General features: G+C 70.0%; 27 protein-coding genes. 19 read left to right on the top strand and 8 right to left on the bottom strand.

All coding sequences use genetic code 11. The annotated features are described in order from the left end of the window. Positions 1 to 5 precede the first annotated feature (5 nt). Positions 6 to 2,012, top strand: coding sequence for a polyprenyl synthetase family protein (locus ACQPZZ_RS08305; protein ID WP_432930434.1), 2,007 nt, complete (start codon positions 6 to 8; stop codon positions 2,010 to 2,012). 78 nt (positions 2,013 to 2,090) lie between these two features. Next, positions 2,091 to 4,493 carry a LuxR C-terminal-related transcriptional regulator gene (locus ACQPZZ_RS08300; RefSeq protein WP_432930432.1) on the top strand — a complete coding sequence of 801 codons (2,403 nt, stop codon included), beginning with the start codon at positions 2,091 to 2,093 and terminating at the stop codon, positions 4,491 to 4,493. On the opposite strand, the gene ACQPZZ_RS08295 is transcribed toward ACQPZZ_RS08300, so the two are convergent. Further along, entirely contained in the window at positions 4,478 to 5,215 is a 738-nt protein-coding gene (locus ACQPZZ_RS08295; RefSeq protein WP_432930430.1) for a TetR/AcrR family transcriptional regulator, read from the bottom strand. The genes ACQPZZ_RS08300 and ACQPZZ_RS08295 overlap by 16 nt on opposite strands. Positions 5,216 to 5,311: 96 nt before the next feature. Here ACQPZZ_RS08295 and ACQPZZ_RS08290 point away from each other — a divergent pair, with 96 nt between their 5' ends. The 5 genes from ACQPZZ_RS08290 (at position 5,312) to ACQPZZ_RS08270 (ending at position 9,824) form a co-directional block, all read left to right on the top strand. After that, positions 5,312 to 6,151, top strand: a complete 840-nt coding sequence (locus tag ACQPZZ_RS08290) for an NAD(P)H-binding protein (protein WP_432930428.1) — start codon at positions 5,312 to 5,314, stop codon at positions 6,149 to 6,151. Positions 6,152 to 6,212: 61 nt separating this feature from the next. Next, positions 6,213 to 6,920 carry a GNAT family N-acetyltransferase gene (locus tag ACQPZZ_RS08285; RefSeq protein ID WP_432930426.1) on the top strand — a complete coding sequence of 236 codons (708 nt, stop codon included), beginning with the start codon at positions 6,213 to 6,215 and terminating at the stop codon, positions 6,918 to 6,920. Between the two features lie 133 nt (positions 6,921 to 7,053). Continuing rightward, on the top strand, positions 7,054 to 7,617 hold the full coding sequence (locus tag ACQPZZ_RS08280; protein WP_432930424.1) for a hypothetical protein: 564 nt from the start codon (positions 7,054 to 7,056) through the stop codon (positions 7,615 to 7,617). Positions 7,618 to 7,767: 150 nt separating this feature from the next. After that, a complete protein-coding gene (locus tag ACQPZZ_RS08275) occupies positions 7,768 to 8,199 on the top strand; it encodes a hypothetical protein (protein WP_363645956.1) in 432 nt (143 codons plus the stop codon). A gap of 143 nt (positions 8,200 to 8,342) precedes the next feature. Beyond that, positions 8,343 to 9,824 (top strand): hypothetical protein, encoded by a 1,482-nt coding sequence (locus tag ACQPZZ_RS08270; protein ID WP_432930422.1) that lies wholly within the window; start codon positions 8,343 to 8,345, stop codon positions 9,822 to 9,824. Between the two features lie 22 nt (positions 9,825 to 9,846). On the opposite strand, the gene ACQPZZ_RS08265 is transcribed toward ACQPZZ_RS08270, so the two are convergent. After that, positions 9,847 to 10,527: a TetR/AcrR family transcriptional regulator gene (locus tag ACQPZZ_RS08265; protein WP_432930420.1), complete on the bottom strand. Its 681-nt coding sequence runs from the start codon at positions 10,525 to 10,527 to the stop codon at positions 9,847 to 9,849. 97 nt (positions 10,528 to 10,624) lie between these two features. Here ACQPZZ_RS08265 and ACQPZZ_RS08260 point away from each other — a divergent pair, with 97 nt between their 5' ends. After that, complete coding sequence (locus ACQPZZ_RS08260) at positions 10,625 to 11,587, top strand: NAD(P)-dependent alcohol dehydrogenase (protein ID WP_432930418.1); 963 nt, start codon at positions 10,625 to 10,627, stop codon at positions 11,585 to 11,587. Positions 11,588 to 11,738: 151 nt separating this feature from the next. Here the strand turns inward: ACQPZZ_RS08260 and ACQPZZ_RS08255 are convergent, their stop codons facing one another. Next, positions 11,739 to 12,596 carry a helix-turn-helix transcriptional regulator gene (locus ACQPZZ_RS08255; protein WP_432930416.1) on the bottom strand — a complete coding sequence of 286 codons (858 nt, stop codon included), beginning with the start codon at positions 12,594 to 12,596 and terminating at the stop codon, positions 11,739 to 11,741. Between the two features lie 86 nt (positions 12,597 to 12,682). Between ACQPZZ_RS08255 and ACQPZZ_RS08250 the strand changes: the two genes are divergently transcribed. From ACQPZZ_RS08250 to ACQPZZ_RS08240, 3 genes are all read left to right on the top strand, one after another. Then, complete coding sequence (locus ACQPZZ_RS08250) at positions 12,683 to 13,465, top strand: SDR family NAD(P)-dependent oxidoreductase (RefSeq protein WP_432930414.1); 783 nt, start codon at positions 12,683 to 12,685, stop codon at positions 13,463 to 13,465. A gap of 97 nt (positions 13,466 to 13,562) precedes the next feature. Then, positions 13,563 to 15,926, top strand: a complete 2,364-nt coding sequence (locus ACQPZZ_RS08245) for a glycoside hydrolase family 6 protein (RefSeq protein ID WP_432930411.1) — start codon at positions 13,563 to 13,565, stop codon at positions 15,924 to 15,926. Positions 15,927 to 15,992: 66 nt separating this feature from the next. After that, positions 15,993 to 16,427 (top strand): hypothetical protein, encoded by a 435-nt coding sequence (locus ACQPZZ_RS08240; protein ID WP_432930409.1) that lies wholly within the window; start codon positions 15,993 to 15,995, stop codon positions 16,425 to 16,427. A 59-nt stretch (positions 16,428 to 16,486) separates the two neighbouring features. Here the strand turns inward: ACQPZZ_RS08240 and ACQPZZ_RS08235 are convergent, their stop codons facing one another. The 4 genes from ACQPZZ_RS08235 to ACQPZZ_RS08220 all read right to left on the bottom strand — a co-directional run bounded on the left by ACQPZZ_RS08235 (position 16,487) and on the right by ACQPZZ_RS08220 (position 19,215). Continuing rightward, positions 16,487 to 17,116, bottom strand: a complete 630-nt coding sequence (locus tag ACQPZZ_RS08235; RefSeq protein WP_432930407.1) for a TetR family transcriptional regulator — start codon at positions 17,114 to 17,116, stop codon at positions 16,487 to 16,489. Between the two features lie 11 nt (positions 17,117 to 17,127). Then, complete coding sequence (locus ACQPZZ_RS08230) at positions 17,128 to 17,802, bottom strand: DUF4166 domain-containing protein (protein ID WP_432930405.1); 675 nt, start codon at positions 17,800 to 17,802, stop codon at positions 17,128 to 17,130. Positions 17,803 to 17,863: 61 nt separating this feature from the next. After that, entirely contained in the window at positions 17,864 to 18,538 is a 675-nt protein-coding gene (locus ACQPZZ_RS08225) for a DUF4166 domain-containing protein (RefSeq protein WP_432930403.1), read from the bottom strand. After that, entirely contained in the window at positions 18,535 to 19,215 is a 681-nt protein-coding gene (locus tag ACQPZZ_RS08220) for a hypothetical protein (protein WP_432930401.1), read from the bottom strand. The genes ACQPZZ_RS08225 and ACQPZZ_RS08220 overlap by 4 nt, the downstream gene beginning before the upstream one ends. 460 nt (positions 19,216 to 19,675) lie before the next feature. Here ACQPZZ_RS08220 and ACQPZZ_RS08215 point away from each other — a divergent pair, with 460 nt between their 5' ends. Then, complete coding sequence (locus ACQPZZ_RS08215; RefSeq protein WP_432930399.1) at positions 19,676 to 20,782, top strand: DUF3103 family protein; 1,107 nt, start codon at positions 19,676 to 19,678, stop codon at positions 20,780 to 20,782. Between the two features lie 159 nt (positions 20,783 to 20,941). Beyond that, entirely contained in the window at positions 20,942 to 21,847 is a 906-nt protein-coding gene (locus ACQPZZ_RS08210; protein WP_432930397.1) for a YDG/SRA domain-containing protein, read from the top strand. A 479-nt stretch (positions 21,848 to 22,326) separates the two neighbouring features. Here the strand turns inward: ACQPZZ_RS08210 and ACQPZZ_RS08205 are convergent, their stop codons facing one another. Continuing rightward, on the bottom strand, positions 22,327 to 22,992 hold the full coding sequence (locus ACQPZZ_RS08205; RefSeq protein WP_432930395.1) for a hypothetical protein: 666 nt from the start codon (positions 22,990 to 22,992) through the stop codon (positions 22,327 to 22,329). Positions 22,993 to 23,188: 196 nt separating this feature from the next. Here ACQPZZ_RS08205 and ACQPZZ_RS08200 point away from each other — a divergent pair, with 196 nt between their 5' ends. The 6 genes from ACQPZZ_RS08200 to ACQPZZ_RS08175 all read left to right on the top strand — a co-directional run bounded on the left by ACQPZZ_RS08200 (position 23,189) and on the right by ACQPZZ_RS08175 (position 25,417). Beyond that, positions 23,189 to 23,410, top strand: a complete 222-nt coding sequence (locus tag ACQPZZ_RS08200) for a hypothetical protein (protein ID WP_432930393.1) — start codon at positions 23,189 to 23,191, stop codon at positions 23,408 to 23,410. A gap of 113 nt (positions 23,411 to 23,523) precedes the next feature. Continuing rightward, on the top strand, positions 23,524 to 23,742 hold the full coding sequence (locus ACQPZZ_RS08195) for a hypothetical protein (protein WP_432930391.1): 219 nt from the start codon (positions 23,524 to 23,526) through the stop codon (positions 23,740 to 23,742). A gap of 124 nt (positions 23,743 to 23,866) precedes the next feature. Further along, the gene (locus ACQPZZ_RS08190) at positions 23,867 to 24,079 is read left to right on the top strand and encodes a DUF397 domain-containing protein (protein WP_432930389.1); all 213 of its coding nucleotides are present in this window, start codon (positions 23,867 to 23,869) and stop codon (positions 24,077 to 24,079) included. A 60-nt stretch (positions 24,080 to 24,139) separates the two neighbouring features. Beyond that, on the top strand, positions 24,140 to 24,559 hold the full coding sequence (locus ACQPZZ_RS08185) for a hypothetical protein (RefSeq protein WP_432930387.1): 420 nt from the start codon (positions 24,140 to 24,142) through the stop codon (positions 24,557 to 24,559). A 16-nt stretch (positions 24,560 to 24,575) separates the two neighbouring features. After that, positions 24,576 to 24,860 (top strand): hypothetical protein, encoded by a 285-nt coding sequence (locus ACQPZZ_RS08180; RefSeq protein WP_432930385.1) that lies wholly within the window; start codon positions 24,576 to 24,578, stop codon positions 24,858 to 24,860. Between the two features lie 62 nt (positions 24,861 to 24,922). Further along, entirely contained in the window at positions 24,923 to 25,417 is a 495-nt protein-coding gene (locus ACQPZZ_RS08175) for an NUDIX domain-containing protein (RefSeq protein ID WP_432930383.1), read from the top strand. Positions 25,418 to 25,463 lie beyond the last annotated feature (46 nt).

The following is a 25,463-nucleotide window of genomic DNA, read 5'->3' as shown; positions in this document are numbered from 1 at the left end:
CCCCCATGACATCGCAGTTCTTCCCCGCCTTGGAGACCGACCTGGGACGGGTGCGCGAGATCCTCGGCCTCGCAGGCGTACGGGGCCGGCCCGATCTCGCCACGCTCACCAGGCAGCCGGGCGGCCACGGCCGCCTGATCCGGCCCACTTTGACCCTGCTTTCGTATTATCTGCTCGCCGGTGCGGAGCGGGCCGCCGGCGTCCGTGCCGTACGCGCGGCGGCGGCCGTCGAGCTGCTGCACATGGCGTCGCTCTATCACGACGACGTCATCGACGACGCGCGGCAGCGCAGGGGCGGGCCGAGCGTCAACAGCGTGTGGGGCGCGCGCATGGCGGTCCTGGCCGGTGACCTCCTGGTCGTCAACAGCAGCCGGATGCTCGCCGAGCTGGGCGAACGCGAGGCGCTCGTGGCCGCCGAGGCCGGCGAACGCGCCTGCACGGGTGTCATCGCCGAGACCGCCGACCGCTTCCTGCTCTCCCGCACCGAAGAGGCCTACATGGAGGTGACCGGCGCCAAGACCGCAGAGCTGCTGTCCCTGGCCTGCCGGCTGGGCGCCATGCAGGCCGGGCGGGGACCGGAGGAGGAACATGCGCTGGCGCGGTTCGGCTGGCATCTCGGCATGGCCTACCAGATGCGCGACGACATCCTCGACCTGACCGCGACGTCCGGGCACCTCGGGAAACCGGCCAACTCCGACATCGTGGAGGGCGTCTACACCCTCCCCGTGATCAGGGCGCTGGCCCGCGAGCCCGAGCTCGCCCGGCTGCTGCGCCGCGGTCTGACGGCGGCCGACGCCGAGACCGCCCGGCGCCTGGTCCTGTCCAGCGGAGCCGTGGACGAGGCCCGCCGGGTCGCCGACGCCCACATGGAGGCGGCGGTCCGGCGACTCGACGGCCTCGGCGATCCGCCGTCACGTGAGGCGCTGGCCGGCTACGCGCGCTCGGTCATGAGCACGGGCGGACCGGCTGGCCCGGCCCTCGTCACCGTGCCCGCACAGTCACCCTCACCGGCACCGGCCGGTGTCCCCGGGCTGATGCGGCAGCGGGTGCAGGAGCGGCTGGACGCCTGGTCGGTGGAGACCGGGCTCGCCGCCACGCCGGAGGAGGCCCGTCATCCGCGATGGGGTGGCATGGCCGGGGCCGCGGCGCGAATGTGGCCGGACGCCGGCGCCGAGCAGGTCGAGACGCTGGCCCGGTGGATGCTGGTGTGCTACGTGCTCGACGACCTCCTGGAGGACCCGGAGCTCACCGATCCCGGAGAGGTCGTCCGGCTGCGGCAGCGGCTCACCCTGCTCGTCCGCGGACTCGGCCACACCCCACGGGCCGGTGGGGCGGTCGCCACCGCTCTGGCCCGGGCGTGGGCGGGGATCCGCCCGATGCAGCCGCCCTCGTGGCGGGCACGCGCCCTGGACCACCTCGCGGAATGGCTGGAGGCGTGCGAACGCGAGGCGTGCCATCGGCTCAGCGGGTTCGTCCCCAGCCTGCGCGACCAGCTCCCGCTGCGCCTGCGCAGCGCCGGGCCCGACCTCGCCCTGGACCTCTTCGAGGTGACGTACGGCGGGCGGATCGACCCGGGCGTGCGTGACCATCCGCTCTTCCGGCGGGCGCTCGACCTCGGGCTGGCCACCGCGCTCGCGGAGAACGACCTGCGGACCCTGGAACAGGACGAGGCCATCGGCGCCCCCTACAACCTGGTCAGGGTGCTCCGCCACGAGACCGGCTGCACCAGACAGGAGGCGATCGACGAGGTGACCCGGCAGGTCGAGGACGGCCATGCCCAGCTCGACGCCATGCTCGCCTCGGCTCCCGCGCTGCTGCGGGCCGCCGCGGGCGACACCGCCCCCGGGCCCGACTTCGGTCTCCTGCACCTCATCCAGGAGCGGCTGCCCAGTTGGCGCGGTCTGCACGGCACCGACCGCTACAGCCGTACGGCCACCGGAAGCGGACCCGACCTGGCCCGGCTGCGCCGGGAGATCCTGCTCGATCGCGTCGAGGCCGGCGCGGCACGCTGACGCCGCCCTGCCGAGCGCTCCCGTCGAGGCACGCAGGAGCGTTTGACCTGGTAGTTCGTCCCCATTTAGCGTGAAGTGGTGGCCACCAGCGCGCCGCTCACGCGTCGGGTCGGCAACCTTCCGGCCGAGCTGACGAGTTTCGTGGGCCGCAGGCGGGACCTCACCGAGATTCGCCGGTTGCAGAACGTCTCGCGCCTGGTGACCCTGACGGGAGCGGGGGGCGTCGGCAAGACCCGGCTCGCTCTGCGGGCCGCCGCCGAACAGCACCGGGCGTTCGATGCGGTCTGGCTGATCGACCTGGCCGCCCTCGACGACCCGGAGCTGGTCACCGAGACGGTGGCGGCGACCATGGGCGTGCGGGACCAGTCGGAGAAATCCTCTGTCACCTCGCTGATCCAGGCGCTGTCGGCACAGCGGACGCTGCTCGTGCTCGACAACTGCGAGCACCTGCGAGACGCCTGCGCGACGCTCGCCGACCGGCTCCTACGGGCCGTACCCGACTTACGGATCATCGCCACCAGCCGCCAGTCGCTCGGCATCATGGGCGAGCACCAGGTGAAGGTGGCGCCACTCCCGCTTCCCGAGCCGGACCGGCGGCTCCCGGGCGAAGCGCTGGAGCTGTACGACGGAGTCCTCCTGTTCCTGGAGCGGGCGGCGGCCGTCGTGCCCGGGTTCCACCTGACAGCGGACAACAAGGACGCCGTGGTCGAGCTGTGCCGTCGGCTGGATGGGATCCCGCTGGCGATCGAACTGGCCGCCGTACGGCTGAGGGCGCTGTCGGTCGACGCGCTGCTCGAACGACTCGACAACAGGTACGGCCTGCTGGCGAGCGGGAGCCCGACCCTCGCCCCGCGCCAGCGGACCCTGCACGCGCTGGTGGACTGGAGCTTTCAACTGCTCTCCCCGCCCGAGCGCACGCTGTGCAGCCGCGTATCGATCTTCCCCGGCCACTTCGATCTCGCAGCCGTGGAGGCGGTCTGCACCGGCGGCGGCATCGAACAGCACGACGTGCTCGATCTGATCGACGCGCTGCTGGACAAGTCGCTACTGCTGCGTGAGGAGCACGAGGGCCAGGTCCGCTACCGCATGCTGGAGACGCTGCGGGAGTTCGGCAGGCATCGGCTGGAGGGGCCCGGCGAGCGGCGGGCGCTGGCCCGGCGCCATCGCGACCACTACCTCCGCCTGGTCGAGCGGGCGGTGGCCGAATGGTTCGGCCCCGCCCAGTTGACGTGGTACACCCGGTTGCGGTTGGAGCTGGCACATCTGCGCGCGGCCATGGACTTCTGCCTCGACGAGCCCGGCGAGGCGGAGACCGGGCTGCGCATGGCCGCGCTCCTGTTCGATCCCCTCTGGATGCCCAACGCGTTCTACAGCGAGGGCCGTTACTGGCTCGACCGGTTGCTGAAGGCGGCTCCGGCGCTGACCGCCGTACGGGCCGAGGCCCTGTGCACCGCCGCGCACTTGGCGTTCATGCAGGCCGACCCGACGACGGGGGAGCTTCGCATCGGCGAGGGCCGGGCGCTGGCCGAGAAGCTGGGCGACACCAGGATCCTGGCCTGGGCGTCGCTGATCGCCGGCATAGCGAGGCACCAGAGCGGCGACCACGCGCGGGCGGCCGTCCTCCTGGAGGAGGCCGTCTCGGGGCTCGCCGCCGCCGGGGAGGGCATCGCCCTCGTCGTCGGCCTCTTCGCGCTCGGGGCCGCGGTCGGCTACCTGGGCGACTCGGAACGGGCGGCGCTGTTACTCGAGCGCAGTCTCGCGATCGCCGAGCGCCATGGTGAGCGCTGGATCCGGTCCTGGGTGCTGACCGTGTACGCCATCCAGGCCTGGCAGCGGGGGGACACCGCCCGGGCGAAGTCTTTGGCCCGGGAGAGCCTGCGGATCGGCCGCGGCTTCGACGACCGTCTCGCCATCGGGACCTCGATGGAGGCGCTCGGCTGGATCACGCAGAGCGAGGGCCGGCACACCGCCGCCGCCCGCATGTTGGGCGCCGCGGTGGGGGTGTGCCGGACGGCCGGAATCAGCCCCCTGTGGATGACGCAGCACGGCGAGTTCCACGAGCGGTGTGTGCACGCGCTCCGGGAGCCGATGGGCGAGCGGGCCCTCGACCGCGCGCTGCGCCAGGGCGCGCGGTTGACGCTCGACGACGCCATCGCCGAGGCGCTCGGCGAGCCGGCGGACGCGCACGGAATCGAGGACCGGGGCGAGGAACCGCAGGAGGCCGCCGTACCGGAGGCGTCACCGCTGACCAGGCGCGAGAGCGAGATCGCCGAGCTGATAGCCCAGGGAATGAGCAACCGGGACATCTCCTCGGCACTCGTCATCGCCCTCAGAACCACGGAGGGCCACGTCGAGCACATCCTGACCAAGCTCGGCTTCAACTCCCGCGCCCAGATCGCCGCCTGGGTGACCGCACGCAGGGCAGGCGGTCAGGACGGCCGGGATCGCGGCGGAGCCACGCCGCCTCACCGTTCACGCTGAGGAACGCGCCGGTTCGCGGCGAGGCGGTCGAGCCATTCGCCGAGCACGTGACGTTCGCCGTCGGTCAGGGCCGTGGCATCGGGCAGCGCGGCGCGCAGCGCCATCGCGGCCGCGGCGGGTCCGGGGGTCTCGACCGCGGGAGCGTCGGTGGTGATGGCGGCGATCGCCGCGTCGCGGGCCACCTCGGACAGTCGCGGGTCACGCTCCTCCTCGGGCATGGCGAGCAGGGCGAAGACCGTGCCGCAGCCCGCGGCGTGCACGACGTCCGCCGCGAGGCGCTCGCCGACCTTCAGCCTGCCCGCGGCGGCGATCGCGCGGATGCGCTCCCCCAGCATGCGGAAGGCGGCGACGGCGGCGGGCGACCTCCGTCCCGGCGTGGGGTCGCCGTACATCAGCGAGAACAGGGCGGGGTTCGCCAGCCCGAAGCCGACGTGCAGGTCCCATCCGGCCCGCAACCCTTCGACCGGGTCGGCGGCGGGCGGGCCGGCCTTCTTGTCCCGGAGGTATGAGCGGAACCCATGCTCGGCGACCGCCTCGAGCAGGCCCTCCTTGTCGCCGAACAACCTATAGATCGTCGGCGCCTGGGTTCCCGCGGCGGCGGCCACCGCCCTGGTCGAGAGGGCGTCGCGCCCGCCGCTCGCGAGCAGCCGCGCCGCCACCGACACGATGTGCGCCCGCGTCCTGTCGCGGCCACTCTCCGTCTCGCTCTCGGATTCGCTCATGATTCCAACGATAGCAGTGATTTGATATCAGCGCTTTTCCGGTGTTAGCGTGCTCTCGATATCACCGATAACACACCGACAACACGGGAGATCGCCATGATCATCGTCTCCGGGGCGACCGGTCAGCTCGGCCGCGGCGTCGTCGAGCACCTGCTCGCACGCATCCCCGCCGGCCGGATCGGCGTCAGCGTCCGCGACACTTCCAAGGCCGAGGACCTCGCCCAGCGCGGCGTACGCGTCCGGCGCGGCGACTTCGACGACCCCGCGAGCCTGGCGTACGCGTTCGAGGGCGCGTCGCGGGTGCTGATCGTCTCCGGTCCGGCGGACGCGCGCCCGCACCGTACGGCGATCGAGGCGGCCAGGGCGGCGGGCGCCGAGCGGATCGCCTACACCAGCCACATGGCCGCGAACCCGGCCTCGCCCTTCCTTCCGATGCCGGCCCACGCCGAGACCGAGCAGGACCTGCGCGCGTCCGGGGTCGCGTTCACCGCGCTGCGCAACGGCTTCTACGCGGCCACCGCGATCCACTTCGTGAGCCAGGCGCTCGAGACCGGCACGCTCGTCGCGCCGGAGGACGGCCCGGTCTCCTGGACCGCGCACGCCGACCTCTCCGAGGTGGCCGCCGTCGCACTGACAGAAGAGGGCCGGCTCGACGGGATCACACCGCCGCTGACCGGTCCCGAGGCGCTCGATCTCACCGACGTCGCCGCCATCGCCTCCGGCCTGACGGGACGCGAGATCACCCGCGTCACCGTGCCGGACGACGAGTGGGTCGCCGGCATGGTGTCGCGCGGCGTTCCCGAGCAGCAGGCCCGGTTCTTGCTGGGCATGTTCGAGGCCAGTCGCCGGGGGGAGTTCGCCGAGGTCGGCCCGGCGCTCGGGGAGCTGCTCGGCCGTAAGCCGACCGCGCTCCGCGACCTGCTCGCGAACCGATAAGGGGTTGTCCGCCGGGCCGTGGCCGCGCGACCCTTCGGCTGTGAACGAGGACCGGCGGAAATTGACCGACGCTCACGGCGTCGCGGTGATGAGCTACCTGAAAGGCGAGCGTGACGGCCTCCCCTGGGCCCACGCGATCGAGGACATCGGCCCGGACGCCGCCGAGGTGATCACGTCGCGGCTTCGGGGCTGGGCCGTCTCGGCGCCGGTCGAGCTCGGCCGCACGCTGCTGGAGCGAGGCGGCCGGCTGCTGCGGCACATGACCGTGATGCAGTGTGATCTGCCGATCGCCCGGCCCGTCGAGGCCGCCGCTCCGGACGGCTTCCGGGTGGTTCCCTGCGACCGGGCGCCCGCCGACATCTTCCCGGCGTGGTTCGCGGCCTACCCGCCCGGCCATCCCGACCACCGTCCCAGAGACGGCGAGAAGGCCCTGAACGAAGAACTCGTTCCGCTGCTCAACGGCGAGCTGATCGGTCCCCTGCTGGCGTGCAGCGTCCTCGCCGTACGGGACGGCTCTCCCGGCGAGGTGGTGGGCGGCGTCATCGTCAACGACTCGGACCGGGGGCCGTGGGTCGCTGATGTGTTCCGGCACCCGGAGCGGTCGCCGCGGGGTCTCGGCACGGTCATGCTGTCGGCGGCCCTGGCCCGCGCCGGGGCGGACGGTCTGCCCTGTCTCGATTTGGTGGTCACCGAGGGCAACCCCGCCCGCCGCGTGTACGAGAGGCTCGGGTTCCGCGTGATCGACACCACCATGACGGTTCAGATCTGACGCCTGCCGCTCCGAGGAAACTTTCATCGGCCGGGCTCGCCCACCTGCCGCTCCGCGCTTCCCACGCCTTCACGGATGGCCGCCGGGCACCAGCGAATCTACTTATGGGTGAAGCGGCGAACAGGAGGCGCGAATGGCGCAGCACGAGGAAACGTACGGCGGAAACCGGCGTGGACGGCTCGCCGGCCGATCGATGATCGTGGGAGCGCTCGTCGCGGCGGGGATCGGCCTCGGCCCGGCCGCGGCCCACGCCGACACCTGGCGGACGGCGACCGCCACGGCATGGGGTCAGACCCAGACCACCGCGTCGGCCGCGGCCCAGGCCGGCGCCCGTGGCGAGCTCACCAGACTGGCCGCTCAGCTGGGAGAGGTCTGCACGAACGTGACCTCGTCGGCCACCCTCCAGTACGCCGTTCCCAGCGGGGGCGGTTACGTGTACGGCGGGACGGCGACCGGCCTGTGCGCGCCGGCGTCCCCGTCTCCCTACACCGTGCCGCGCAGCGCGACGGGTCGCGGTCAGGGCAATACGTCCTCGGTGGCCACGCAGAACGGCGCGGCGGCGGCCCGCACCGCCATCCTCACGGCCGGCGCCGACTGCACCGGCTACCAGACGACCGGCGTGACCACCGTGTACGCGACTCCTGACAGCAGCTGGTACATCTACGACGTCACGGTGTCCGCTCTCTGCGTGCAATAGGCCCTGCCTGCCCAGCCGCCCGCGTCCGAAGCGTTATCCGGCGTAATTCCCTTCGGTCTCGTTTTCCGGGTCGATTTCCCTGTCGGGAAATTCGGCGACCTCACCAAGGCCACGGATAAAGTGTCAGGAAACCGTGTGAGGAGGCCGGAAGTGTTGGTCGACTGGCTGGCGGCGGTGGCCGCGGCGGGCGGCACCGCGGTGGTGCAGGCCGCGGGCACGGACGTGTGGGTGACTGTGCGGCAGCGGGTCGCGCGGGTGCTCGGCCACGACGATCCCGAGCGTGAGCAGGCGGAACTGACGCGGCTGGATCAGACCGCGACGGATCTCGCCTCGCTCGCGCCGGGGGAAGCGGCCTTGGTACGGGCACGGCAGGAGGCGTCCTGGACGACCCGATTCGAGATGCTGCTGGAGAGTCTCGACGAGGCCGGACGCGAACGGGTCGCCCGCGAACTGAACGACATCGCCGACCAGGCCCGGCAGGCGTCAGTGGGGGGAGTGTCCGGGAACGTCTTCCATGGACCGACCGCATTCCAGGTCGGGGACCACAACCATCAGGACAACCACTTCGGGCCGGGGGCATGACCCGCGACTCCGAATCAGGAAGAGACGGATTATCGGGAAACGTCTTCCACGGCCCGGCCCCTTTCCAACTCGGCGATCGCAACGTCCAGATCAACCACATCCACCAGCCGGCGCCGCAGCGCCGCCCGCTGGTCCTCGCGGGTGTGGCGGTTACGACCCGAGAGGAACTGGCCGCCGCCATCCGCGGCGACTGGGCCGCGGCGAGGCGTCAGTTCTTCGAGGGAGCGGCCACGCCCGGTGCGCCCTCCGACGGCTGGCGCGGCCTTCTGTCCTGGCTGCACGAGCTCGACGGTCTCACCGCCGATGACCTGACCGCTCAGATCGAACTCGTCGACCATCGGCTCCGGGACGACGGACTCCCGGTTGACCTGAAACTGCTTCACCTGCTGGGCTGGCTCGATCCGGAGGGAGAAGCCGTCTGGCGAGGGACGGTGGTGACCGCGGAGTCGCTTTCCGAGGCGCTCAGGATCGGTCGCCTGCGAGAAAGCGGCCCCGAACGGGAGCTCTACCGCGACCTCTGCGAAGGCGGCCTGCTGGACGCCCTCTCCGCGTTCACGGTGCTGAGCGCGCTGCGCGGAACGCAACGGGCCTGGGACGAGGTCTGGGATTCGTGGCGGCGGTTGGCCGCCGAGGTTCCCGGGCTACCGCCCGAAGCCCGGGAGTGGGCCGAGAGCGGGGCGCGCGGACTGCTGTTGGCGGCTCTTCTGCCCTATTCGGAGAGCAGGGCGTGGTTGCGCGCCGGCTGCGAGCGCGTGACGCCGCCCCCCGCCGGTGAGATCGAGTGGTACGACTGGTTGCGCGCGCGGGGCGGCGACTCGGACACCCCTGTCGGATGGCTCGTGCGCGCCGACTTCACCGCTTTCGCCGCGGCCCAGGCCGAACAACAGCGTCACCAGGCGGCAGTCGACCGGCAGCACCAGCGGGTGATGACCGCGCTGGACTCCGCCTCGGCTCTGCGAGATCGGCAGTGGGCCGACTATGAGAGCCGGCGACTGTCGCCCACCGCCCGGATGGAAGCGGTCGTCCGCGCGGCGCTGTGGCTCGGGGGCTGGGGCACGGCCACGATCCCGGTGGCCTGGATCATGTGGGGCTGGGCTCGGCCGGACATCGCCGCGACACTGTCCTGGTATCTCGTCGCGCTGACCCTGGCGGCGTACGCGGGCCTGCTCCCGCGAGTCCTACGGCTCGGCGCGGCGTACCGGCCTCCGCTGGGGCACGTGCGCGCGTGGGCCGAGCAGGCCCGGACCGACCGCGCGAGCGTCCGAAGGGGTCTGATCAGAGCCGGCGGCGTGGCCGGAGCCGTCCTGATCCTCGGGGTGCTCGTTCACGACGTCGGCGTCATCGTGACGACGGTCCTCCTCACGCCCTTGCTGGCCGCGGCGTTCCACTTCGCCCGCATCGGGGCCTTGCACGACTGGGCGGACGAGCATCGGGAACGCCTGCGGGACTACACGTCCAGGCGGCCCGGCTCCGGCGGCATCCCTCAGGACGTCGCGCGTGGTGTTCGCTCGCCGTCGGCCAGAGTCCGGGCCGACGCCTATCAGGCGTACATGCGGCAGTTCATGGGCCTCGACCACGGCGGGAAGGACGAGACCGACCGCGAGAACGGCCGCCGCGACCGCTGACGGGGCGGCGTCGGCTCCCGCGTCAGGCCCTGGAGGGGCGCTGTCTCTGGGAGCCGTCGGCCTCGAGCGGGAGATTGCGCAGCGACAGAGCACTCGGCGGAGGCAGGGCCCCGTGCGCCGCTTCGGCGCGGAACGACTGGAGCAGGTACGCCACCAGGCGCCGGGACGCGGCACTGTCATGCGGCAGCGCGGTCACCAGACCACAGTGGGACAACAGGGCCACGGCGAGGTCGGAAGGGTGGAAGTCGGCCCGTAGCGCACCCGCTGCCTGGGCTCTGCGGACCAGGGTCATGAGGTCCCGCTCAGCCCGCTCCCGGGCCTGGGTGTGTTCCGCCATGCTGCCCGGGAAGGCCGCGACGAACGCGGCCGGGAAGCCCTGTTCCTTCCGCTGAAGCTCGCAGACCGTCTCGAACAGCCGCTGGAAGCCCCGCCAGGGGTCGGGGTCGGCCAGCGCCTCGGTGAGCACCCGGGCGCAGGTCTCCATCTGCTGCGCGAACGCGGCCCGCACCAGGGCGTCGCGGGTCGGAAAACGCCGGTACAACGTCGCCACGCCGACCCCGGCCCGCCGGGCCACGGTCGCCATCGGCGCGTCGATCCCGTGCTCGGCGAAGACCGCACGGGCGGCGACGAGGATGCGGCCCCGGTTGCGCCGGGCGTCGGCCCGCAGCCCCGGGCCGGCGATTCGAGAGGAATCCTCCACCACTGTCTCTCACTTCCGATCCAAACGGACGGTGTCGTCCACTTATGAGCCTACGCTCGGGCCAGACCCCGCACGGTCACTGGTGGCGAAGGTGAGAACGATGGACGACCGCACGATGAGAGCAGTGCTTTTCGACCGCTTCGGCGGCCCCGAGGTGCTGTACGTGGGCCGGGTGCCACGCCCCGAACCGGCGCCCGGCGAGGTGCTCGTGCGGGTGCACGCGTTCAGCGTCAACGGCGGCGAAACGGTGGCCCGCTCCGGCAGGCTCCGCCTCTTCACCGGACGCAAGTTTCCGCAACGCGTCGGGGTGGACTTCACCGGCGAGGTCGCCGCGCTCGGCGCCGGCACGACGGACGTCGCGGTCGGCGACCGGGTGTGGGGCATCGTGGGCCGCACCGGATTCGGCAGCGCCGCCGAGTATGTGACAGTCCGGGCCGAGCGGCTCGGCCGGGTCCCGGACGGGCTTGATCTCGTGGAAGCCGCCGCGCTGCCGGTGGCGACCACGGCCATCACGGCGCTGCGCGACAAGGCCGGACTGCGCCCCGGCGAACGACTGCTCGTACGCGGCGCCGCGGGCGGCGTCGGCAACGCCGCCGTCCAGCTCGGACGGGCATACGGCGCCGAGGTCACGGCCCTGGCCCGCGCCGCCAACCTCGACTTCGTCCGTACGCTCGGCGCCCACCACGTCATCGACCACCGGACCGTCTCACCGGAAGAACTGGGCCCGTTCGACGTGGTCCTCGACACCGCGGGCACCGACCTGCGGGCCTTCCGGCGCCTGCTGGCGCCCGGCGGACGCATGGTCACCATCGCCTTCGACCTGACGCGGCTCGCCGCCTCACTCGGCTACATCGCCGCCAGCGCCGTACACGGACGCGGCCGGGTGCGCTTCTTCAGCGGCAACCCCAAGCGGGCACTCTTCGACGACCTCGCCCGCGAGGTGGCGGAGGGGAGACTGCGCCCCGCGGTGGACAGGTGCTTCCCGCTGGAGGAGACGGCGGCGGCGCACCGGGCGCTGGAGGCGGGCGGGGTGCGGGGCAAGTACGTCGTCAGGGTCGGCTGAAGGCGGTTCCCGGCCCGGTACGAGCCCGGTCACGAGCCCGTCCGGGTCCGCCACCCCGGGGAGTCCCCGGTGCCCGCGGGGCAGGCGAGCGCCCGTGCGAGCGCACCGAATCGGCCGATGGTCTCTGCCGCACATCGCGACGTGGAGCAGGTCAGGGCGCCGTGTTGAGGGTCTTACTCTCGGTGGCGAGCATGTTCAGCAGAGCCAGCGCGTCCGCGTCACGCGATCCCCGTGGCGTGGTGTAGAGCACGAGGTGCTGGTCGCGGTCCGTGAGTTTGAGGGAGTCGCAGTCGAGGGTGATCTCTCCGACGGCCGGATGACGGAAGGTTTTCGTCTGCGTCTGCGCCGCCTGCACGTCGTGCCGCTCCCAGAGCCGGGTGAACTCGGGGCTGCCGTCGCGCAGCTCCTCGACGAGACCCGTCACCGCGGGGTCCGACGGATAGCGGGCGAGGGTGGACCGGAGTTCCATGACGACATGGTGCCGAAACTCGGCGGCGTCGGAGATGCCGTACATCGTCTCGTGAGGCGGCGTCGGCCCGAGGAACGCCTTACGTGCGAGGTTGCGGTCTTCGGGGGCGAGCGCGGCGAAGTCTTCCATCAGGGCTGCCGCGAGATCGTTCCAGGCGAGCACCTCGAACGTTGCGGAGATCACGATACCGGCCGTCTGCGGGAGCCGCTCGAGGAGCGCGAGGATGCTCGGGCGCACGTCCCGCCGGTGCAGTCCGGTGTGGATCGGCGCGGTGCCCGCGAGGACGTGGAGGTGGTCGGACTCGGCGTCCGTGAGCCGCAGCGCGCCGGCGATCCCGGCGAGGACCTCGCCCGAGGGCCGCGGCGCCCTGCCCTGTTCGAGCCGGACGTAGTACTCGGTGGAGATGTGCGCGAGGACCGCCACCTCCTCGCGGCGGAGGCCTGGCGTCCTGCGTCGGGAGCCCGAGGGGAGACCGACGTCCTCCGGCCGGAGCCGCTCGCGACGGCTACGGAGAAATGCCCCAAGCTCGTGCTTGTCCATATCTCAAGTGTGCACGCTGCGCGGCCGCTCATCGTGGTACCGCCTGTGCCTGTATGCGTGCCCCCGGGACCGCGCACGCTGGCGGCATGACAAACGACATCGACACCGCGCCTGTCGGCCTGCTCACCGGCAAGGTCGTGTTCATCACCGGCGCGAGCCGCGGCATCGGCGAGGCCGCGGCCCGGCTCTTCGCCCGGGAGGGCGCCGCCGTCGTCCTCGCCGCCCGTGACACCGGCGCCCTCGACCGCGTCGTCACCGAGATCCGCGCCGGCGGAGGCGTCGCCGACGCCGTCACCGTGGACCTCGCCGACCGCGCGAGCATCCGCGCCGCCGTCGACCGTGTCGAGAAGCTGCACGGACGGCTCGACGGCGCGTTCAACAACGGCGCGGTCATCCAGCAGCCCGGCCCGCTCGACACCACGAGCGACGAGGACATCGACCAGCAGTTCACGGTGAACTTCCGCGGGCACTGGACCGCCATGACCGCCGAGGCCGCACTCATGCGGCGCAACGGCGGCGGGGCGATCGTCAACACCTCGAGCATCGGCAGCCGCCGCGCGAACCCCGTCCTTCCCGCGTACGGCGCGATGAAGCGCGCGCTCAACAGCATCACCGAGACCGCCGCGGTGACCTGGGCCCGTGAGGGCATCCGGGTCAACGGCATCACCCCCGGCGGCACCGCCACGGAGATGATGGAGAAGTGGGAGGCAGTGACTCCCGGCATCATCGAGGCCAACAACGCGGCGACGCCGCTCGGCCGGATGGCCGAGCCCCGCGAGGTCGCCGAGGTGGCCGCGTGGCTGCTCAGCGACCGAGCCTCCGTGGTGACCGGCGCGATCGTGCCGGTCGACGGCGGCGCCGGCGCCTGAAAGCGTCGACGGCGCCGCCGGCGGTGGCCCGGCCCGGCGGCGGTCAATAAGATCCCGTACTGACCTGACGATCGGGGCATGCCAGCGGGGGCGAGCGATGGCGGAATCCGGCACGAACGGCGGCGGGGCGGGGGGCTTACCCGGGCAGCACGAGTCCGGCCTGCGGACGGGTGACCCGGCCCAGGTCGGGCCTTACCGGCTGCTGCGCATGCTGGGCCAGGGCGGCATGGGCACCGTCTATCTGGGCGAGGCGCCGGACGGCACGCGCGTGGCGGTCAAGCTGCTCCATCACGCCATCGCCGCCGACCCCGAATTTCGCCGCCGGTTCCGGCGGGAGGTGGAGGCGGCCAAGCGGGTCGCCCGCTTCTGCACCGCCGCCGTGCTGGACGCGGAGGTGGACGGCGCGACCGTCTATCTGGTCACCGAGTACGTGCCCGGCCCGACGCTCCGGGAGGCCGTCGAGCGGGACGGGCCGCTGCGCGGTTCCAGCCTGGACGGGCTCGCGGTCAGCGTCGCGACCGCCCTGCGTGCCGTCCACGCGGCCGGCATCATCCACCGCGACCTGAAGCCCGGCAACGTCCTGCTCTCCCCCATCGGGCCCAAGGTCATCGACTTCGGCGTGGCCCACATCGCCGATGTGGGAAGCCATATGAGCAGCGCAGTCGTCGGTACCCCGTCGTTCATGTCGCCCGAGCAGTTCTCGGGCGGCCCGCTCACGCCCGCCTCGGACGTCTTCGCGTGGGCGGGCACGGTCGCGTACGCGGGAACGGGCCGCGCTCCGTTCGGCAACGGGCCGCTTCCTGTCGTGCTCAACCGGATCATCAACGGGGAGCCCGACCTGGCCGGTCTCGACGGGCCGCTGGGCGCGCTGGTGGGACGCGCCCTGACTAAGAATCCGGCCGGACGCCCGACCGTGCAGGACATCCTCGACGCGCTCACCGGCTCTCCCGCGATGTCCCCTTCGGCGGCGGGCGGGGCGCCCCCGTCGTCGCGGTCGTCGGTGGCGCCGGGGTTCTCGATGGCGCCCGGGTTCTCGATGGCGACCGGGTCCTCGATGGCGACCGGGCCGTCACCGGGATCCTCGGTGGTGCCTGGACCTTCGGTTGTGTCGCAGTCCCCGGTGGTGTCGCAGTCCCCGGTGGTGTCGCAGTCTCCGGTGCCGTCCGGGTCTTCGGTCACGACGGTGCCCGGGGGCAGGAGACGGCGCCGCGGCCTCGTGGCCGGGGCCGCGGCCGGGGTGGCCGGGCTGGCGGTGATCGCGACGGTGGCCGCCGTCTGGCTCTCCGACGGCGACACGCAGGCCCCCGCCTCCGCCGCCTCCGCCGCCGCCTCCTCCGCCGCCTCGACGCGTCCGGCCGCGGTGGACGCCGGGGGGCCTACGCCCACCGCCCCGGCCGCGTCGAAGGCCCCGGCGGGCAGCGGCGGCAACCCGCTTCGCGAGCCCGGCGTGCGGTTCGCGTACCGGCAGGAACCCGACGCCCAGCGCCAGGCGAGCGTGTTGAACACGCAGGGCAGGAAGGCCGACGCCGCGCTGATGCGCGCTCTGGCCGCGGTGCCGCATCCCGTGAACCTGAACATGCCGGCCACCGACGCCGAGCGCATGGTCGTGTCGACCGTACGGCAGGCCTCCGCCCGTCATGCCGTTCCCGTGTTCGTGGCCGATCACGTGCCGATGAAGGACTGTTCGCAGTGGGGTGAGCCGGACGAGCGGTCGTACCGCGCCTGGATCGATCGTGTGGCGAAGGGGATCGGCCCGGCGCGGGCGGTGGTCGTGCTGGAGCCGAACAGCCTGACCAGACTCCCGGGCGGGAACAGCTGTTCGCAGGGGAGCAAGGCGGGCGCGGCCGAGCGCTACCGCGAGCTCGGCTACGCGGTGAGCCGCCTGGGCAGGCTTCCGCACACGGCCGTGTATCTCGACGGCGGCATCAAGGGCTGGCCCAGCCTCGTGGAGATCGCCGACCGGCTTCTGAAGGCCGGGGTGCGGCGAGCCGACGGCTTCTACCTGAACATGGCGGACTTCCAGGAGACCGACGAGCTCCTCGGCTATGGGGAAAGCCTGTCGCGCTGCCTCTACGTGAAGATGAACGACGGCACGAGCACCTGCACCGGCGCCGAGATCGACGCGGTGCCGGCCGGAGTGCCCCTGACCCACTTCGTCATCGACACCAGCAGGAACGGCAAGGGCGGGTGGCAGCCGCCGGAGGGCAAGTACGCCGACCCCCAGGCGTGGTGCAACCCCCCGGGCCGGGGCGTCGGCCGCCGCCCGACCACGGACACGGGCAGCGAGCTCGCCGACGCGTTCCTGTGGCTGCGCTCCCCCGAGCAGTCCAACGGCCAGTGCACGCGCGGCGGCAAGGGCCCCGAGGACCCCGTGTATCGCCAGGTCGATCCGATCGGCGGCACCTGGTGGCCGGTGCTCGCCCTCGACCGCGCCCGCAACGCCGTCCCCCCGCTGCGCTGAGTCCCTCGGCGGTCGGCCCGACATGGACAGGTCCCACTTCCCACACGAGGAGAGGCGAGGAAAGCCGTGGCAGAAATAATCCGCGAACTGCTCGATTGGCGCGAGATATTGAAATATCTGACCGGCATCGCGGACGTCGACGCGGAGTGGGAGCTGTACGAGATCGACAATGCCGGATGGGTCGCCACAGGCGACAACGGCATCGCGATCGATGAGGGCAGCGAAAGGTGTCTCATCAGATACGAGCTCTGGGATGGGCCGCCTCCTCCCCTGGACTCCTGGGACAGGTCCTGGTCCGGGAGCGTCCGGTTCACCTCCGGGAAGGTGTTCGCCGTGAGTGTTCATTCCGGCGATGCCTCCTACGGCGCGGAGTTCGACCTCGGCCGGCCGGACAGCGTCTGGCAGGTCAGAGTCCACCGCAAATCCCTCGGCCACGAAGAGTTCACGCCGGAAATCGTCGACTTCACTCTGCTCAAACTGCAATTCTGGCCGCAGCCGTAGCCGGCAGTGCGGTGATCGGTCCGAGACGGCGTTATGAGCACGCGCGATGCGAGACGCGATCAGCCGGAGTTGGCCTTGCGGAGGCGGCTGCGGACGGTGCGCCGTACGAGCGGGCCCATGTCCTCCAGCAGCGCGACCAGACCGGCGAGCTGCTCCAGGCTGTCGAACGCGCGCTCCGCACCGTCGCGGTCGACGCCCTCGTACAGTTCGAGGCCAACGAAGGCGGCCGCGGTGGCGCGGGCCAGTCCGGCGACGTCCACGAACTCCGCGAGGGGGGTGCCGGTCAGCACTCGATTGAGAACCTCCTCGACCTCGGCGACCCACAGGGCGAGCCCCCCGGCGGTCGCGGGCGCGAGCCGTTCGTCCGTCTGGCTCCCGGCGAGCATCTGGGCGAGCACCGTCAGGTTCCCCTCGGCGCGCTCCTCGGTGTGCAGGGAACGGCCGAGATCGAGCAGCTCCTTCAGAGAGGTCACGGACGCGAACCGGTCCCGGTAGACGGCGACCCGCTGCTCGGAGCCGTGCCGCATGGCCGCCGCGAGGAGCTCGTCGACGCTGCCGAAGTGGTAGAAGACGAGCGCCTGGTTGACCCCGGCGGCGGAGGCGATCGCCCGCGCCGAGGCCTTCGCGATGCCCTGAGTGCGCAGCGTCTCCAGCGCGCCTTCGAGCAGCCTCGTCCGGGTGTCGCCCATCGTCTCCCCTCTCAGCGGCGTACCTCTTCGCGCCGCGGCCTCACCGTAGCGGGCACGCCGTGCTCGGCGATGTCGACGTACTCGACCTGGAAGGCGCCTCGGTAGCCGAAGAACGGGCCCAACTTGGAGTGGGAAACCGTCACCTCGATGCGGAACTCCCCCGCCTCGTCGTCGTACGACTCCCGGACCAGGGCGCTTCCGGTGACGGCTTTCGGCAGCCGGCAGGAGAGCCACCTCTCGTGCAGCCGGAAGCCGCCGGTGCGGAAGGTCAGCCCGCCACGCTCGTCCACCTGGAGATCCAGGTCGACGGACACGTGCTGGTGCGACCCGACGTACTCGAGGATGCCGTTTCGAATGGGGTCGTACACCATCGTGGCGTCGAACCGTCTTCGGCGGCCCAGGTCGAAGGAGCGGACGAAGGTCACGGCCTCCCGCCCGTAGGAGTCGACGTACGGATAGTTCTCGATGGTGAACGGCACCTGCCGGCCCTGCTCGGGAACCAGGATGTTGCGCTGCGCGCCGAGCAGGAGGAACGGCCGGGTGAAGCCCGCGTGCCAGACGTGCGTCATCACCCCCGTGCCGACGCAGGCCCGGCCGTCGGTGACGCTCACGTCATAGCGACGCTGTAGTCGCGGGTGCATCCGGGAGAAGTCGCCGCCGAGGGCACGCTTGAAGATCGAGGTCATGGCGTCTCCAGTTCGGTCAGCTGATTGCCGTCGGGCGGGCTCAGAACGGCGTTTGGTGATCTCACAGGCGTGCCTCTTCGCGCCGCGGCCTGACGACGGCGGGCACGCCCTGCTCGGTGACGTCGACGTAGCGGGCCCGGAAGGCGCCCCAGTAGCCGAACATGGGGCCCAGCCTGGGGTGCGAGACCGTCACGCCGACGCGGAACTCCTCCGCGTCGTCGTCGTATGACTCCCTGACGACGGCCGTTCCCGTGATGGCCTTCGGGAGGCCGCACGAGAGCCGGCCCTCGTGGAAGCGGAACCCTTCGGAGCGGATGACGAGGCCGCCGAACTCGTCCACCTGGAAGCTCAGGTCAACGGCCAGATGCTGGTGCGAGCCCAGGTAGTCGACGATGCCTTTGGCGGGGTCGTACACCATCGTGGCGTCGAACCGCCTGGGACGGCCGGGCAGATCGAAGGTGCGCACGAACGTGACGGTTTCCCGCCCATAGGAGTCGACGTACGGGTAGTTCTCGATGGTGAACGGCACCTGCCGGCCCTGCTCGGGGACCAGGATGTTGCGGGTGCCGCCGAGGGCCAGGAACGGCCGGGTGAATCCGGCGTGCCAGATCTGCTCCATCACCCCCGTGCCCACGCAGGCCTGCCCGCCGCTGACGCTGACGCCGAAGCGGCGCTGCAGTTGCGGGTGCAGCCGGGCGAAGTCGGCGCCAAGGGCGCGTTCGAACATCGAGGTCATGGTGTCTCCAGGTGAGCGAGTGCGGCGGCCTTGCCTTGGTGTGGCGCGCGGCGCAGGCAGCGCCGGGCCGCCGGGGTCGACGGAAGCGGCGGCAGGAGGATCGCCGCCGCTCCTATCAGGCAGGCGACGGCAGTCGGGGTGGTGGTGACGGCGATGGCGGTCGTGAGGGTGCGCAGGCAGAGCTCGGCGAGGGCCTGCCACAGGGAGCGCTCGGGCGTCTGGCCTGTCTCCAGCCACAGGCGGAGCCGGTCGAAGGACCAGGCCGTCGCCCAGCCGATGAGCGGCCGGAACACGAGGTCGACGGCCTTGCCCCAGCCGGGGCGATAGCCGTACCGGGTGATGAAGCGGACGCCGTCGGGGGCCTGGACGTACCGCCAGTAGCCGGAGCCGGAGCGGATCAGCGAGAGCGGGTGATCGGAGGAGAAGCGCAGCGCCGACGTCCTGTCGTCGGTGTCGTGGCGGTCCCCCGCCGTGACGCCGGCGCCGGTGATGACAAGGCCGGGCAGGAGCCGGAAGGCGTACCGGAACCGCTGCGGCTCGCCGTTGGCCCGCGGCAGGTAGTCGATCTCCGTGAACCGCAGATCCCACCGCTGATGCAGCTCAGGCCGCTGCGTCCGCCGCCACAGCTCCTCGATGTCCGCCTTGATCAGGCACTCCACGTACACGAACCGCGCCATACGCATCTCCCACGTCTTGAGCGTTCGCTCAAAACCGAGAGTAGGCCGATTTGAGCGATCGCTCAAGCGCCCTAGTGAAGAGGTAGATTCCGGCGTCACTGCCGGGAGATGGGCACCACGCTCCGAGCCACTGACGGCGCCGAAAGGTGGGGCTTGGGTGGTGATGGCCGAGTCGGCCGCGTGTCACCCGAATCTCGGGGAGCGCGTACGTCGCGCTGATCCGCGATCGAAGCTTGGCGGGGGATCCGCACGACGCTGTCGCCTGCGGGCAGACGTTCAGATTCGTACCATCATCGTTTGACGAATCGAGTCAGAAAAGCGTGAAGCCGCACTGAATGGCGGCACTGTCATCGGCAAGTTTCCACATTTCACGAGTTGTCATCACTTGTCACTCTCCAACTGTCTCCCTGCTCCGGCCCTCACCCCTTCCGGCCGGAACCCTGACCGAAGGAGAAGACTCGTGACCCGAGTCCTCACTGCCGCCATCGCCATGGCGGCCGCGCTGGCCCTGTCCAGCGGAACGGCCCTGGCCTCTCCCCCCGATCCGGCGCCCGCCTCCTCGTCTCCCGCCGCCCGCGGCACGGTGGCCGCCGCCACCGACCGTCTCGCCGCACAGGTCGCAAGCGCCCTGGCCGACCGGGAGGTCCGCGACCGCGCCGTGTCGGCCACCGCCTCGGCGCCCGCGGACCTGCTGGCGCTCACCGCGAACACGGACCTCGCCCGGGCCGCCCTCACGGCCAACCAGGCCGTGCTCGCCGCCAAGGGTCTCCCCTCGAACAGCGGCTCACTCCTACAGCTGCGCGTCGCCACCGACGCGATGCGCGCCGGACTGACCCGCGGTGAGGTGCCGCTGGTAGCGGCGGCGCCCACGGACGACGAGGTCGCCTCGATCACCGCGTACGACCCGCTCGGCGGGAAGGTGACCCTCGACCCCGCCGTGGCGCCCACGCGGCCGGTGCTGGTGGTCGAGGTCGACGTGGCCAAGGCGTTACCCAAGGGGATCGACCTCATGCGCAAGACCCTGTCCCACAGCGGAGTCTCCGAGGCCAAGCCGCTCGCGAGCGTCCAGTCGTCAGGCGGATACTGGGCCACCAAGATCGGCGCAGTCCGCCTGTCGGACGACGAGGAGCCATGGATCAAGGGGGCCGCTGAGATCTACAGCATCGTCGGGGGTTTCGGCCTGGATGGTAAGGCGACCGTCACCATCGTCCAGATGCCCTACCTGGATCACGACGGCACGACCTACTCCCCCAACCAGCTCTTGGTCCACTTCAACGGCTACAAGTACAACCTTGCCGACGTCGTGATGATGGAGGACGACGGCGACACCAACTATCAGCAACTCGCCCAGGCGATCATCACCGCGCTGCTGACCATCGCCGACGCCGGCACCTACATCCCGCTGGTCGACCCGATCATCTCCGCCATCCCCACCTCCTGGTGGACCGACGACCCCGACTATGTGGACTCCTGGTACACGCTGTCCACCTCCAGCCGCGGCCGTCTGAACGGCGCGAGAGGGAACGGCTGGATGGACGTGGAACCGTACTGGGTCTCCGAGCTCTGACCCCTCCCCGGCCGGGTCGGGCACCCCCCGACCCGGCCGGGCCCCTCGATACCCGCCAACCAGCGGGCGAGGGCGACAGCGACTCTGTCCGACCCACAACCGTAACGAATTGGAGGACAATCCTATCCGACATTGTCCGATATGCCATGATGTTGCGACATGGGCATCCAGTTCGGACATATCCCGGGATACCCTGAAGGTTCTTCGTTCCGCAGGAGAGCAGAACTTCAGGCTGCAGGTCTACATTCGCAGAATATGGCAGGTATATCAGGTACCGCCAAAACAGGCGCAGACGCCATCGTAGTATCCGGTGGATATATAGATGACGCGGATTATGGAGATGTCATCGTTTATACCGGACACGGAGGGCGCGACCAGAGTTCAGAGCGCCAGGTTCGCGACCAAAAAATAACTGACTGGGGAAATGCCGCCCTCGTTCGCAGCCAGCTAGAGGGGTTTCCAGTACGCGTAATACGAGGACGCCATAAAAAGAAGCATCAACAGTCGCCGTACGCACCAATTTCCGGCTATCGATACGACGGCCTCTATCGAGTAGAAGACCACTGGTCGAAGTTGGGGGTGGACGGCTTTCGCGTCTGGCAATTCCGTCTCATCAAGCTACAGGACGACGAAATATCAACGCCGGAAGACTCTAGTCCTAAGCTCACCAGTCAGGGGGCCAACAAGCCCACACAAGTTGTCACCTCAGTCATACAACGCATCGTCCGAAACAGCATGGTCGCGCATATCGTTAAGTCCTGGTACTCCCATAAGTGCCAAATCTGCGGACTTGCCATAGAGGTGACTGGAGGACTCTACAGTGAAGGCGCTCACATCCGAGCCTTAGGGAAGCCTCATCATGGCCCCGATGTGCCAGAAAATGTCCTCTGCCTGTGCCCAAACGATCATGTACGTTTCGACAATGGAGCACTATATCTTACGGACGACTTAAGGGTTATTGACGCCCTGACTGGCCAAGCAGCTAGTCAACTTCACGTACATAAGGACCATAATATTGATCTGAGGCACGTTGCTTACCATCGGGACCACTGGAGCAAGAATTAAATTGATTGCCACCCCCTCTCGCTATGGCAATACTTCATTCCAATAAGGACTACATAACCCAATTCCCCATATCACACTCGACGAGGTTGTACGCATCACATCTGGGCGACAGATATATCCCCAGCAAGGCGTGCGTAATGCGGCGACTGAGCTCGAAGTTCTCAACAGTTGCCAGGTTTTCGCGTCGTGTGTTGACCACGAGACGGACTGCTGCCAGACAAGGAGGTGGTGAGCGACCTCCCGCGCGTTGGCGGCTACACGCATCGTCGTGTGGACGCTCGTGCGATACATGCTCGTAAACGTCAGGCGAAAGTGTCATCCTGACATTCCCACCCTGGTAGCTCCCTCAGGTGAGCGGCAATCGCTTCCTCGGGCAGCGACTGTGGGATTACTCTATTCCTTAGCCCATAGGGTCAGGCGAAGCGAGCGACGATATCGGCCGATGCAGGACCGAAGGCAATTGTTTGTCATCCCGCTATTTAATCCGACCAGATGTCGCGGCCAACTGACCACAACTCGTCCGCGTGATAGGCGAAGCGGTCGTAGAGGCCATCGTCTTGGTGGCGCTTTAGGTGCAGGAGCGGCGAGTCGTGGCCGACCAGCTTGGCCAAGTGCGGGGTGACCAGCATCTCGTCATCGAACTGGAACACCGACATGGCGATGTGCTCGTCCCCGAACCGCGCCTCGATGCCCGGCACGTCCTTGAGTTGGTCGAGCTCGGCCAGCGTGATTCGGATCCGAGTGGACACCGTGAGCGGGACGCCTTCAATCTCCTCACGTCGGCGGGTTACCTCGCTGTCGGGGTCCCCGATCAGGAAACGAATGCGGCATCCCTGCTCAGCTTTGTGCTTGAGCACCTTGGCGAGATTGGGGTGCTCAAGCCAGAGAAAGTAGTTCGTGTATCCAGCCAGGGTGATGTTCGACTTAGCTTCAGTGATGAGCGATCGCCATACGCTCTTGGGACAGGCGGACCGGTAAGGGTAGACCGACAAGACCTCTCGGTCAGGTCCGGTCTTAACCGTGTTGCGTATTGCCTCGGGCCATAACACGGACTCATCCACTCCCAACGCTGCGGCAGCGGCCCACCGATGACGGGGGTGCGGTACACGTGCCTCGTCAGTCAGCCAGCGGGACACCGTCTTCACGTCCACCTCGCATCGCAACGCGAGGTCCCTTTCGGTAAGTCTCGCACTACACATGGCTTGGCGTAGAGAGTGATTGGTCATCGGCAACCCCGTATCGGGAGGACCTTGAGGACGTATTCAGACGGTAACGCGAAACGTCCCGCACGTCCCGAGAACGCGGTGTGAATGCCCAGACACGATGAGTCACGCTGGCGCCATGCCCACGACGACAACCTTTGAGGACCTACAGGCGGCGTTCCCCACCTGGACGATCTGGCGGAGCTCAGCGGATCGCCTCTGGGCCACGCGCAATCAGCGGCTCACCGACGTGCAGTTGGATCACGGGTTGAGCCACACGGTCGACGGCGACGACGCGGAACAACTCATTGCACAGCTCCGCCACCAGGAGGAGCTCGCCGCCGGGTTGTCTCCCCGGTGAACACCCTCCGATCGTCCGCCGTCCGGGCGCTGGAGGCTGCGGCTCAGGCCGAGTCCGACTGTCCCGGGGTGCATGTAGCGCCCGAGCAGCCGGGGCATGTCGTGATCCGATGGATGCGCGAGACCAGGCGCACTGTTCGAGCCCGGGTCGTCGCCCACACCTGCGACCACTGCTCGCCACTGGCGTACGAACTCTGCGCGTCAGGCGGGCTGCTGTTCGTCCGCCGGACGGACCGGAGTGGCAACAAACCGGAGATCAGAGAGACCGAGCGGCTGCCGGACGCACGGGTGCTCCGGATGTGGCTTGACCTGCTGCTCGGTCGCGCCCGATAAAGCCCAGCCCAATGAAGCCCGGCCAAATGAAACCCAGCCCGATGAAGCCGCCCGCCCGCTGAACCCCACAAGACACCCGCACGGCAACCCGTCCGAGCGGGACCACCAACAGGAAAGGAACGCGATGGACCTGTACGACCACGACCTCGCCGGAGTGCGCTTCCGGCGGCTGTGTGGCGGCAACCAGCAGGAAGAAGACGTGGAGTCCTGCGTCGAGCTGGCCCCGATTCCGGGCGAGGCCGACGCCTTCGCCCTGCGTGACAGCAAGAACCCGGATGCCGGGACTCTCCGGTTCAGCGGTGCCGAGCTTCGCGCGGCCGGCCTGACCACACTGTAGGAGCACGGTGGCCCCTGCCCGGTGCTAGCAGGCAGGGGCCACCCCACTGTACGGAGCGCCATGCACCTGCACTGCTACCTGTGGAGCGGCATCGGGGCAGACCTGCGCAACGAGGCCGAGCGACGGCCGCCGCTGCCGCCCGCCGACCCCGGGCCGTTCACGAGTTCCCCGCTGCCGCCGATGCGTACCTGCGACTGGCTGCTGAAGCCGGCCCGCCGGATCGACGCCTCCCCTGCCGCACCGGACGACGCGCTCGCCTGGCTGGCCGAGCACTACCGGGCGACGCACAGAACCTTCCTCCGCCCGGCCGACGAGGCACGGCTCGGGCTGGACTTCCGGCTGGAGACCGCCCGCGAGGCGCTCTACAACGGCGTGGACGTGCAGTGGGGCATCTGGCTGACCGGCGGCCGGTTCCTCACGTGCGGCGTGGTCTGCTGCTCCCCCAACCGCCACGCCGCCTACCGCTGCCCCGCGTCCTGATCTCCTCAGGAAACCCTTGCTCGTCACCGGCGGAATGATCAGACTGATCGACATGCCGCGAATGACATCGAAAATCATCGACATCCAGCGGTGGGACGCACGTCTGTTCCGGAATCCCTCCACGGATGGTGCGCAGGGCAAGTGCAGCGCGCATGGCAAGAGCTCCTGTCACCGGCCGGCCGTCGCCTACGTCGCCCTCTCCGACGCGGGCACGGACCGCAAGGAGTGGGGCGCCTGCGACCAGTGGCTCGCCACGAACGAAGATGCGGTCGAGTACCTGAGGGCGCATCCCCTCGACTGAGAGCGTCCGGCAGGCCCACCATCGCGTCACGGTTCGGTGAGCCCTCATAGTGTCGGAGCGTCATGAGCGACTCTGCGTCATTCCTGGCCTACGTCGCCTCCGTACCGCGCCTGCGCGCCGGGGCGGGCGCATTGCTTCGAGACCAGGAGGGGCGGGTGCTGCTCGTGCACCCGGTCTACAAGGACGACTGGGAGATCCCCGGCGGGATCGTCGAGGCCGGGGAGTCTCCCGTCACTGCCGTGCTCCGTGAATTGCAGGAGGAGCTGGGCATCGCGCCGCCGGTGGTTCAGCTGGCATGCGTCGACTGGGTGCCACCGGCACCGCCGTGGGAGGCCGGGCTGATGTTCGTCTTCGACGCGGGCGTGCTCACCGACTCTCAAATCGCGGTGGTCCGCCTGCCGCCCGAGGAGCTCGACGACCATGTATTCGTTCCTCCCACCGACCTCGACACGTTCTTGCCGCCCGGCTTGGCACGGAGGATGAACGCGGCGATCTCGGCGGCGGACGCCGGCCGGACCGCCTACCTGGAGGACGGCCTCGTCCGCCTGCTCCCGTAGTCGCGATCCTCGCGGTCGGCGCGCATGGACGGCGCAGGCTCGAGCT

Origin of the sequence: Microbispora sp. CA-135349, from assembly GCF_050947365.1 — a bacterium.
Taxonomy (GTDB): Bacteria; Actinomycetota; Actinomycetes; order Streptosporangiales; family Streptosporangiaceae; genus Microbispora.
This window is presented reverse-complemented; position numbering and strand designations above follow the sequence as displayed.